This window comes from Schwartzia sp. (in: firmicutes) (genome assembly GCF_978017985.1).
In genome coordinates, this window is the sequence record NZ_CDXDFU010000126.1 from 1 (window position 1) to 11,184 (window position 11,184).

The 11,184-nt window shown below is 41.8% G+C and carries 12 protein-coding genes; 3 read left to right on the forward strand and 9 right to left on the reverse strand.

Going from position 1 to position 11,184, the window contains the following annotated elements:
* Together ACY69O_RS05730 and ACY69O_RS05735 are read left to right on the forward strand one after the other, a co-directional pair.
* Positions 1-414: nucleoid-associated protein (locus ACY69O_RS05730; RefSeq protein WP_462332505.1), on the forward strand; the 414-nt coding region annotated here is incomplete at its 5' end.
* A 36-nt stretch (positions 415-450) separates the two neighbouring features.
* Positions 451-1,686, forward strand: a complete 1,236-nt coding sequence (locus ACY69O_RS05735) for a methionine gamma-lyase family protein (RefSeq protein WP_462332506.1) — start codon at positions 451-453, stop codon at positions 1,684-1,686.
* 42 nt (positions 1,687-1,728) lie between these two features.
* On the opposite strand, the gene lexA is transcribed toward ACY69O_RS05735, so the two are convergent.
* The 6 genes from lexA to ylqF all read right to left on the reverse strand — a co-directional run bounded on the left by lexA (position 1,729) and on the right by ylqF (position 6,873).
* Positions 1,729-2,346 (reverse strand): transcriptional repressor LexA, encoded by a 618-nt coding sequence (gene lexA, locus ACY69O_RS05740; RefSeq protein ID WP_462332507.1) that lies wholly within the window; start codon positions 2,344-2,346, stop codon positions 1,729-1,731.
* Positions 2,347-2,471: 125 nt separating this feature from the next.
* Complete coding sequence (locus ACY69O_RS05745; protein WP_462332508.1) at positions 2,472-2,834, reverse strand: YraN family protein; 363 nt, start codon at positions 2,832-2,834, stop codon at positions 2,472-2,474.
* Entirely contained in the window at positions 2,831-3,154 is a 324-nt protein-coding gene (locus ACY69O_RS05750; RefSeq protein WP_462332516.1) for an EscU/YscU/HrcU family type III secretion system export apparatus switch protein, read from the reverse strand. Before ACY69O_RS05750 ends, ACY69O_RS05745 begins: the two co-directional genes overlap by 4 nt.
* An 8-nt stretch (positions 3,155-3,162) precedes the next feature.
* Positions 3,163-4,452 carry a hypothetical protein gene (locus ACY69O_RS05755; RefSeq protein ID WP_462332509.1) on the reverse strand — a complete coding sequence of 430 codons (1,290 nt, stop codon included), beginning with the start codon at positions 4,450-4,452 and terminating at the stop codon, positions 3,163-3,165.
* 743 nt (positions 4,453-5,195) lie between these two features.
* On the reverse strand, positions 5,196-5,978 hold the full coding sequence (locus ACY69O_RS05760; RefSeq protein WP_462332510.1) for a ribonuclease HII: 783 nt from the start codon (positions 5,976-5,978) through the stop codon (positions 5,196-5,198).
* Entirely contained in the window at positions 5,968-6,873 is a 906-nt protein-coding gene (gene ylqF, locus ACY69O_RS05765) for a ribosome biogenesis GTPase YlqF (protein ID WP_462332511.1), read from the reverse strand. Before ylqF ends, ACY69O_RS05760 begins: the two co-directional genes overlap by 11 nt.
* A gap of 439 nt (positions 6,874-7,312) precedes the next feature.
* Here ylqF and ACY69O_RS05770 point away from each other — a divergent pair, with 439 nt between their 5' ends.
* Positions 7,313-8,632, forward strand: coding sequence for a hemolysin family protein (locus ACY69O_RS05770; RefSeq protein WP_462332512.1), 1,320 nt, complete (start codon positions 7,313-7,315; stop codon positions 8,630-8,632).
* A 47-nt stretch (positions 8,633-8,679) separates the two neighbouring features.
* On the opposite strand, the gene ACY69O_RS05775 is transcribed toward ACY69O_RS05770, so the two are convergent.
* Genes ACY69O_RS05775 through ACY69O_RS05785 form a run of 3 tightly spaced genes read right to left on the reverse strand, consistent with a single transcriptional unit; the run spans position 8,680 to position 11,125 of the window.
* Positions 8,680-9,426 carry an ABC transporter permease gene (locus tag ACY69O_RS05775; protein WP_462332513.1) on the reverse strand — a complete coding sequence of 249 codons (747 nt, stop codon included), beginning with the start codon at positions 9,424-9,426 and terminating at the stop codon, positions 8,680-8,682.
* Positions 9,419-10,174 (reverse strand): ABC transporter ATP-binding protein, encoded by a 756-nt coding sequence (locus tag ACY69O_RS05780; RefSeq protein WP_462332514.1) that lies wholly within the window; start codon positions 10,172-10,174, stop codon positions 9,419-9,421. The genes ACY69O_RS05775 and ACY69O_RS05780 overlap by 8 nt, the downstream gene beginning before the upstream one ends.
* A complete protein-coding gene (locus tag ACY69O_RS05785; protein WP_462332515.1) occupies positions 10,175-11,125 on the reverse strand; it encodes an ABC transporter substrate-binding protein in 951 nt (316 codons plus the stop codon).
* Positions 11,126-11,184 lie beyond the last annotated feature (59 nt).

The following is an 11,184-nucleotide window of genomic DNA, read 5'->3' on the forward strand; positions in this document are numbered from 1 at the left end:
ATTCACACGCTGGAAAAAACGGCAGAAAAGGTTGCCGAATCCTTTAACCGCAATGCAATTCACGCGACTAATGCTGTAAAAACAGCAATAGCTGAAGAATTGGAAACGAAGGATACTTTGAATCCCGTAGAGACAGCTGCTGCGGTTTTTCCTGATCAGCCCGCCCTGCAGCAGGCATATCAGGAAGAGCTTCGCAAAAAGGGCTTTCAGGACGACCAGAATATAAAGGTTGAAAAAGAGCCCATCATGAAAAAGCTGGTAAATCATAAGCTGAGAACGGATACCGGAATTGAATTATCCATTCCCGTAGAGTATTTTGACAGCACAGATTTTCTGGAGTTTCAAAAGCTCGAAAACGGCACTATGAATATTACCTTGAAAAATATTTCAAATATAATCAACCGCTTGAATTAAATCGTATACCAAAGCAAGAAAGGACGACCCGTATTTATGTTTTCTCCTAAACTTGATGAAATCAAGAAGGATGTGTTAAAAAAATCAAGTTCTTTGTTCGAACAGATAGACACAGTTTCCGAGTTCAACACGAAAAAGGTACTGGATGCCATGCGAAAGCTGAAGGTATCCGACGCACATTTCAATACTACCTCCGGCTATGCGTATGATGATATCGGACGTCAGAAGCTGGATGAATTGTTTGCTGAGGTTTTCGGTGCAGAGCGTGCGCTCGTCCGCACTCATTTTGTTTCCGGAACACATGCACTGGCTACTGTACTTTTTGGTATCCTGCGTCCCGGCGACCAGTTGGTTTCTATCACCGGCAAGCCGTACGACACGATGCAGACTGTTATCGGCTACGATAATCCGTCACCGGGTTCATTGAAGGAATTCGGTATTTTATATGATGAGGTTCCTATCGTAGATAATCAGGTGGCATACGATCTGATTCCGGAAAAAGTAACCTCAAAGACAAAGATGGTCTTGATTCAGCGCTCACGCGGCTACAGTATGCGCAATCCGTTGAGCCTGGATGATATCAGCAAAATTTGTTCTATCGTAAAAGGCATCAATCCTGACTGTGTCTGCTTTGTAGATAACTGCTATGGCGAATTTATAGATACAAAAGAGCCTGTACAGGTGGGTGCCGACATTATGGCCGGATCGCTCATCAAAAATCCGGGCGGCGGAATCGCACCTACGGGCGGATATATAGTCGGAAAGGATAAATTGGTTGAGCTTGCCTCCTACCGCCTCACCTCTCCGGGAATGGGGGACGAGTTGGGGGCCTCTCTGGCGAATAACCGTTTAATTTTCCAGGGACTGTTCCTGGCACCGCATGTTGTCGCACAAGCAGTAAAGGGTGCTATTTTCGCTGCAGGCGTATTTGAAGCTCTTGGCTTTAATACATCTCCAAAATCCACGGAGGCGCGAGGGGACATTATTCAGGCAATCGAGCTTGGAAATGCCGAAAATCTTATCGCATTTTGCCGCGGTCTGCAGTTTAATTCTCCTGTAGATTCTTTTGCGGCTCCTGAGCCTTGGGATATGCCGGGATATGCAGACCAGGTCATCATGGCCGCAGGAACATTTGTTCAGGGCGCGTCAATTGAGTTAAGCGCAGACGGTCCGATGCGCGAACCGTATGCTGTATATCTTCAGGGCGGTCTGACGTTCGAGCATGCCGTTATTGGTATCCTGGGTGCAGCCAACGAAGTTATTAAAGAATAAAAAATGCCGCATGTGTTTTTACGCACATGCGGCATTTTTCTTTTACATCTGTCTGTATACGCCTATAACCAAACCTAAAATCTGCACATCTTTTTCGTAGAACGGCTCCATGGAATCGTTTTCGGGAACCAGTTTTACGCAGTCCTTTTCTTTATAGAATCTTTTTACCGTTGCTTCTTCCTGATTGACCAAAGCAACAACAACCTGACCGTCTTTTGCGGTGTTTTGCTGACGGACGATAACATAGTCGCCGTCAAAGATACCGATATTTATCATACTTTCGCCTTTAACCTTCAGCATAAAGGTGTCATCCTTTGTGCCTAAGAGGTTGGTAGGAAGAGCGAAGGTTTCTTCAATATTTTCCTCAGCGGAGATAGGGACGCCGGCAGCAACTGTTCCGACCAGAGGTACAAGAACTGTATTGCTCCATGGGTTATCTTCCATAAGGTCGATTGCTCTTGGTTTGGTAGGGTCGCGACGTATCATACCGTGGTCTTCCATCTGGTCAAGATAAGCATGAACCGTAGAACTGGATTTCAGCCCGACAGCCTGACCGATTTCACGGACAGATGGTGGGTAGCCGCGATCTTTCAAAAACTGTTTAATAAGTGCGTAAATGCTTTCTCGACGTTGTGCAGAAGTTTGATTATGCCGGGCCATTATTTTCACTCCTTATTTACTTCCGATAATTTATACTTATCGGAAGTTTTACTACTTTCTAGATTTAGTATACCATATATATGTTCGGTTTTAAAGATATATTTTATAAATAAACTCTCAATTGTTTACAATTCAAACGCATTAATATAATGCTGTACCCTATGTGTCGCATCCGGAAAAACATATATTTCTACCACATCGAAGCGGAAGCGTGTCTGTTCAAGGTGTTTTACATGCGCATACCACATAGCCGTATGTATTATTCTGTCCTGTTTGTATTTTGTTACAGCCAATGCAGGCGCACCGTATTTTGCATTTCTTCTGGTTTTTACTTCGATAAATACTATCGTATTTGTTCCGTCCTGGGCGATAATATCTATTTCACCGTGTCTGGAATGAAATTGACGTTCTATTATTTTATATTTTTTTTGGAGAAGATATTTTACTGCCATATCTTCTCCAAAATTACCTAACGGTTTTGTATTCACTTAAGAGAGCTCCTTGAAGATTTTTTATCCATGCGGTAAATATATGCCAATACTTCAGCTACTGTAGTATATAATTCCGCAGGTATTTCCTTATCAAGCTCCAAAGCCATCAGCAGATTAACCAGTGTCTTGTTTTGATACACCGGTATTGCGTTGTTCTGTGCGGCTGCCAGAATTTTCTCTGCAACATACCCCTTGCCTTTTGCCGTAACCTTAGGGGCTTTATCGTTCATAGGGTCATATTGCAGCGCAACTGCTTTTTTAGGCACATTTGGATTATCCTCTGCCTCTGTAACAGGGATATTAGTTTTTCTATTCATGATACTTTTCATGATACCTTAGCTCCTGCCATCGCAATGCTGAAATCTGCCAAACGAAGCGGCGAATCATCAAAGGAATGCCTGAACTCAGGGATATACTCCTTGAAGTCCTCAACCGCTCCGGGATCGGAAAACAATACTCTTACATCAAGATTTGTTTCATCATACAGACGGAAAGTAACATCAACAGCGCCTATGTTTTCCGTAAGCAGGCACAGCCTAAGCCACGTTTCACGTTTTTGTTCACCCGGATTCTCAGGATCCTCCTGCTTTTCGTCATATACATGAAGATATGTAGGATACGGAGTTTTTTCGTTATCACCCAAATAAAGCGGTATCATGAAATCCATTGAACGGGTTCCCTGTCTTGCCTGCAGACTTTCCGAAGAAGTCATTGAGGATTTTATCATACCGGCAAAATCATATACCTTTTTGCTTGCCTGACGTAAATTTTGAGGATTCTTTTCCTTCAGATTTGCTAAATCACACAGCTCCATAAAAGCCCAAAGCCTTGTGAGTTCAGGCAGATTCTGCTGATCTGCGGCCTGCTTTACCGCCGCGGGAACATTGGACTGACACAGTCTAAGCAGTAACTGCAGCTGCTTGGCGTCAGATTCAGGCATAAAATCCCTACGCTGATTGATAAAATTCATCAAAAGCGCAGTATCTTTCTCTGTAAGCTGTGCATCCTTAAGCAGCAGCGAAGCCATAGATTTCAGATTCTGCATAGTTTCTTTTGTGTTTTCTATCAAAAGCTTCTCTGGCTGTGTAGCAGTTTTTTGCTGTACCGGTTCCTGAGAATTGCGCAGAAGCATATCGTTATTTCGCTGTACTTCATTATTATTTTGCAGCATATCAAAGGTCTTCTGATTCTGCTCAGCTTTTTCTCCGCACTTAAAAGCTTCCATATATTGCTTCTGAATTACTTCGTTCTTTTCAGCGATACTTTCATCAGCATTTTCATTTAATGCACCTGAAATATTACTTCCCATCTTTTGTGCAGTCTGCTCTTCGGGTGCACCGGGAGTTTTGGCTCTAACAGCATTTTCTGTCGTGGCTGTCTTAGTGTTAAAAAACTCCTCCGCAGACATAGCATTTTTTCCGTTTTGATTTTTTGCGGCCTCATTTGCCGTAGAATCGTTTTTTACTTCTTGGTTAGGTATATTTCCCTCACTGGGTCTAAAAATACGTGAGGAGCTGTTGTCGCGTGTAAGAATATTTTTTGCCCCGTCTGCGGCGTTTGCATTGCTGTTAAAAACAGACTGGTCTTTTACTGTCTGAAATTCTCTGCCCTGCATTTTATCCTGTGAAGGGAGAGTATTTCCCGGATTTTTTGCAGCAGTTGTTGTTTGTTTTGATGTTGTAATAATAGATTTTATTAGTGTATCAAGCGCTTGCGAATTGTTGGCAGTATTGGAATTTGCTTGAGAATTAGCGGTTCCGGACTGATTTGAATTAGTATTTGCTTTTAAAAATTTAAGAAGCTCAGGAGATACATCATCTAATTCCTGACCATTTATTAATTCAAATGAAAATTTATGTAACAAAGCCGGTTCTGAAATATTTTTGTTTTGTGCTGAAAAAAGCTCCTTCAAATTTTTAAGCAGAGTTTGGATACTTTCATCGATATCCTTCAATGCTCCCTGTTCACTTAAAGAAGCCATCTGCGAAAGCATTCTGCCGAATGTCAGCATCTGATCAACTGAAAATCTCTGACTCTCAAGAGTACTCCCCAACCCATTCGACAATGTTGACTCCAGTGAAAAGGACTGCTCCAATATTTGATTTAATATCTTCTGAATCTGCGGAGACAGACTGGTTTCGTTTGTCTGCCGTTCCTGCGAGATTTTCGACAGAATACCGGCCATATCTGCGACCGAATTTTTTATATCAACATTGGTTTGCGGGGAAAACGCAGAAGTACCGCTTACACTTTTTCGTGAAGCGGAAGATATTTCCTGACTGCTTTCTTTGCCTTTGACAGTAGATATTTGTGGAGTTAGCGTTGTTGAGCTGGTTTCCATACTCATTTCAAACACTCCTATCTATTTTTAATGATGGAAGTAATAGGTTCAAAAGATTTCCTGTGAATCGGGCACGGGCCATATTTTCTTATTGCATCTATATGCTCAGCAGTTCCATAACCCTTATGCTTTGCAAATCCGTACTCAGGGTATTGTTTATCATACTGCAGCATAAGTCTGTCTCGTGTTACCTTCGCTATGATGGATGCAGCAGCGATAGATGCTGACTTTGCGTCACCCTTTATGATGGAAAGCGAAGGGATTTTTAACTGATCAAGCTTTACCGCATCAATGAGAACCTTCTGCGGAAGTGGGTCGAGAGCTAAAATAGATTCATACATACCATTCATCGTTGCCTGATAGATATTGATACGGTCAATAACCTCAGCATCTATGATGGAACAGTGAACAGCAACAGCTTTTTCAAAAATCTCGTCGAAAAGAAGCTCTCTGTTTTGCGGACTTACCTTCTTGGAATCGTTCAGTTTATTAATGAAGGTTCCAATAGGTAAAATAACCGCAGCTGCTACAACAGGTCCTGCCAAGGGGCCTCTTCCTGCCTCATCCACGCCGGCAATGAATTCAAAGCCCTCTTTCTGCGCTTCATATTCATACTTATATAAATCCTGAATACGCTGATACTCTTTTTGATACTCTTCCTGTTTTTTACTGTACTGTTTCCAGAGCTTCTGAACACCCTGTCTTGAATCATTTCTGCAAAAATCTATGAGCTCTTCGGAAATGTCATCAGAAGCAAACAAAGCCTGTAACTCTTTAATCTTTAAATTTTTAAAGTCCATCTGTTTCGCCCTCTGGGATTTCATCTAAAGTTATTCCGCCAAGATTCCCTTGTCTGAAATCAGACAAAATATGATTCATGGTCTTTTCCGTATCAATTACGCCGCCCTTTAACAGACAGCCCCTCTTCTTCCCTATTTTCTCGAAAATCTCCATAGGGGAGCAGTCTAATTCATCCATCTCAATATTATATCGTTTGCTTAGGGCGATTTTATAATTGTCTCGCAGCCATTCCAGCAAAATTAGTACTGCAGATTCAGTATCATATACATCATCATTTATGGAACCAATCCATGCAAGCTTCAGTCCGACCGCAGGATCTTCGAATTTAGGCCACAATACACCCGGAGTATCAAGCAAATCCAAATCCTTGCGCAAACGTATCCACTGCTTGTCGCGGGTAACGCCCGGGCGGTTCTCAACCTTTGCACGTGCCTTTCCTGCGAGACGGTTAATCAAAGAAGATTTTCCTACATTCGGGATTCCGAGAATCATCGCTCTGGTGGCTCTTACAAAAGCGCCTTTTTTCTCATACATGGCATCCTTTTTCTTTGAAGCATTGGCCGTCAGCTGCACAAGCTCACGAATACCCTGTCCCGTCACAGAATTCAAAGAAACAGCAGGTGTTCCGTTATCCTTGAACCATTTTATCCAATCCTTCAGCTGTCTACTGTCAGCCAAATCAGCCTTATTCAGTGCGATGATATGGGGCTTGGATTTTAAAATCTCCTGAAACCACGGATTCCTGCTTGAAACAGGTACCCGTGCGTCAACCAGCTCAACAACTACATCAACAAGCTTCAAATTTTCCTGTATCAGCTTTCGGGTCTTCTGCATGTGTCCCGGAAACCACTGAATCACAGGAATCTGTTTTATAATATTATCTGCATCCTGCATGCCTGCAATACACTCCCTCGATTATTTATAAACAAAGTCTTTGTTCTATTATAATGCTATTACTTAAGGTTTGTCATCGACAAAACGTCCTCACGATATATACATTTATTCTGTTAAACACTTCGTATGACAAATAAATTCGGAAAAATACCAATATAGGTATCTGACTAATCTATAGTTGTACTATAGATTAGTCGAAAAAAGCAAAAATCCTGAGCCCATCCGGATTCAGGATTTTTGTGATATGCCTTATCTTTTTATACGCGAAACTCATTCATCAATCTTAATCGACATTTTTGCGGAATCCGCATTTTTGTCTAGTATGTTATAGCAGGCATCCTACCAATCCTAGTTATAATATAAAGTTTATCATAGACAAAATTTACATTCTGGCATTATAATAATAGGAAAAAATTTTGTAAAAGGTTGTGTTGGAATATTGAATCCCTATGAACTAGGATTTGGAATTTTCTTTGTCTTAATCTGCGTTATCATCAACGGTGTTTTGGTTCTTATTGAGACAGCTATAAACGAGAGCAGCAAGAGCCAGTTGGACAGATTGCTTGACGAGGGCTATGCTTCTGCCCGCAAAGCACTGGATATTCTTGATAATCCCGGTACTCTGCTGACTGTCGTGCAGATAGGCATTACGCTGACCGGTATTGTTACAGGTGTTATTCTGGGCGTAAAGATTGCCCCGATTATTTCGCCGTTGATTAATATACAGTATTCCTTCTGTCTTTCGGTAGGCTTATGTATCGCAGTTACGACATTTTTTAGTATCATACTCGGAGAATTTCTGCCTAAAAAGATTGCGCTGCAGAATCCTGAATCTGTTTTACTGGACCATATCACATTGCTGGAGTATCTTGAGCGTTTCTCTGCTCCATTTGTAAAATTCCTGTCCGGGACGGCCGACAGGCTGCTTCTGCTTGTGGGAATAAATCCTCAGATTGACGATACGGTCACCGAGGACGAGGTAAAGGATTTAATTGAGCAAGGAACAGAGGACGGCACCTTCGAAAAAACAGAGCAGCACATGGTTGACCATATTTTCCGTATGAGCGACCAAACAGCATACTCTTTGATGACTCCACGTACGCAGATGCTGTGGCTGGATTTGGAGGACACGCCTGAGTATAACCTGAAGCTTATCCAAAAGAATCCTGACATTGTCTTCCCTGTTGGAAGAAATAACCTGGATGATTTTTGCGGTATTATTTATGCGAAGGATTTGCTTAATGCTGCAATTGATAAAAAATCACTTAACATCGAAGATTACCTGCAGAAGCCGTTGCTTATCCCCCGCTCTATGGAAACATTCCGTGTCATGGCAAAATTTCAGGAAAGCGGAGTGCATGAGGCTGTTGTACTGGATGAATACGGCGGTGTCATAGGATTTATTACTCTCAATGATATTCTCGAAGAAATTATCGGCAATACGCTTGATCAGGATGATAATAAGCTTCCGGGCATATCTCTTATCGAGGAAAATAAATGGCGCATAAGCGGGCTGTGCGATATTGATGATTTTAAGGATAAATTTGATATTGAAGTACTTCCCAATGAGGAAAAAGACCATTATCAGACTATGGGCGGTTTCCTGACCTCCAACTTTGGATATATTCCGAAGGTCGGCGAAAAGTTCCAGTGGAATGATTTTACGTTCAAAATAACAAAACTCGACAGAGCGCGTATTGACCAGTTCATTATGGAATACACGCCCAAACATGAAATTGACGAAGAAGATGAGGATTAAAAAAATCTCCATTCAGCAGATATCTGTTGGATGGAGATTTTTTACGTTCATTTCCACGAGCAAAACATTTTTTCGAGCAAATCAAATATGCAGAAAACAGTCAGTCCGAGCAGACTCAGAACTATGATTCCTGCGTACATTTCAAGGTAGTTAACCCTGAGCCATGCATCCATAATGAAATAACCGAGACCGTACTTCGTTCCGAAGGTTTCAGTAAAGAAAAGAACTGATATGCTGGTTGCGGTACTGATACGAAGTGCCGTCAGCAGTCTTGGCAGCGATGCCGGCCATAAAATATCGAAAAATATGTCCTTAAACGAAGCCCCCAAAGATTTCAGCGGATAATACAGCTCCTCGGAGATTTCATGTATGCTGTCGCGGATTGACAATACTATCTGGAAAATGATAATTGCAAAGATAATCAATACCTTGGAGACATCCCCGGTTCCAAACAACAGCATAACAATCGGAAGCAGCGCGACCTTAGGAACCGGATAAAGCAGGTAAACAAGCGGCGAGCAAAGGCGCTCAATCCTTGGAAAATATCCTATGCATATTCCAAGCGGAACTCCTATAAGCACCGCACACACAAGCCCCGTTAGTATTCTGTAAAGGCTCTGCAGCAGATGTACTGAAATCATGGTTCCAAAAATCATATACAATTTTTGAAAGACCTTTACAGGGTGCGGAATTATTGGAAGATTTACAATCAGTGCAAAAATCTCCCAGCAGATTAAAATGATAACAAACCCTGCAAGGCATGATAAAAACGATGTATTTACCTTGTTATTCATTTAATTCCTTCTCTAACAGCAGACGCAGATTATAAACGAATTTCAAATATTCTTCAGACTGTACTGTACCCTTGCGGCCAAAAAACGGATTTTGAATGATAGAAAGAATTTTCCCGGGATGCTTTGAAAACACAATAATCTGCTGGCCCAGAAAAACGGCTTCTTCGATAAAGTGCGTGACAAAAACGGTTGTCACGGAAACTTCCTTCCAAAGAGAGAGAAATACCTTCTGAATGGATTCTCTTGTTATAACATCCAGTGATGAAAATGGCTCGTCCATCAATAAAATATCAGGCCGGAGCAAAAAGACACGTGCAAGCCCCACCCTCTGCTGTTCTCCACCGGATAACTGCATCGGATATCTTTCGAGTTTGTCCTGCAGGCCAAGTTCATTGATTAAAGACTCTTCTGTTTTTTTGCGAGAATCAAGCGGAATGTTTTTTATTTTGCATCCCAGCTCAATGTTTTCCTTTACTGTTTTCCAAGGAAGCAGACCGAACCGCTGCGGCATAAAACCGATATTTATTTCACGTGGGTTCACGGCTTCACCGTTAACAGTAATTTTACCGTTGTATCCGTTTTTCTGAAGCCCTGCAATACAACGAAGGAACGTTGATTTGCCGGAGCCTGACGGCCCAATTACGGCACATGTCGTCCCTTTATCTATACCGCATGAAATATCCGTAATAGCAGGAATCAGACCTTCATCCGACTGATATGAAGCAGACAGATTAGAAATAGTAATCATTTAAAAAAGTCCCTTAACCACTAAATCCTGATAAGAATATTTATCTGAAACAAGCTTCTTGCTGTACAGCCAATCCATACATTCGCTGATATCCTTTTCCTTCGGAAGTTCAGCTTTGTGATAAGCCGGCAGCTTCAAAGCATTTTTTGCTTCAGAAGGGAATCCGTTTTTCTCAATGATAAAGTCAATATATTTTTCACGGTCCGTAGAAGCCAAATAGTCTACAGCTTTGTTATAAGCACGGTAAACAGCTGCAATTTCACTGTTTTTGTCCTTTACCGCAGTTTTGGTGAACATCATAACGCCGGGATTAATTCCCAATTCTGCAGAATCCGTTACGAACTTACAGCCGTGAAATATTGCAATGCTTGCCATTGGTTCAGGAAGCGTTGCTGCTGCCAGCTTTCCGTTCTGCAGCATTTCAAGGCGAAGTGGAATCTGAGGAATAACAACCTTTTCGATATCTGTATCCGGCATAATGTTTTTAGCCAGTATCTGATCTGTTACATACTCAATAATCGTATTTTTCGATACAGCGACATCTTTGCCTTTAAGCGCGCTGACTCCGTTTGCCAAATCAACAGATTTACCTGCGACAAGACGGTAGTTTCCGTCTGTCATGGACGTAACGCATACATCGAATCCACCGGATTTTGCAAATGCGACTGCCAGAAGGTCAGATACAGCACCATCCAGGTTTCCGCTCTGCATAGCAGCATCTCTGTCCATTGCGCTTTTGAAGGGCATAAGTGTAACCTCAACGCCCTCTTCCTTAAAATAGCCGTTCTTCTCGGCAATAATGAACGGAATAGAATCCGTATCAGGCATTAAACCGATAACAATCTGTTTCTTACTTTGCGAAGGTGTATCTGCCTTCTTTTCGGAGTTTGAAGCTCCGCATCCCGTAATCAAAAATGTAACAAGCAATAACAGTGCAGCTATTTTTTTCACTTTATATTATCCTCCTGTATGGGTTTAATTTGCTGATGAAAAACTCTCAAAAATCTTTG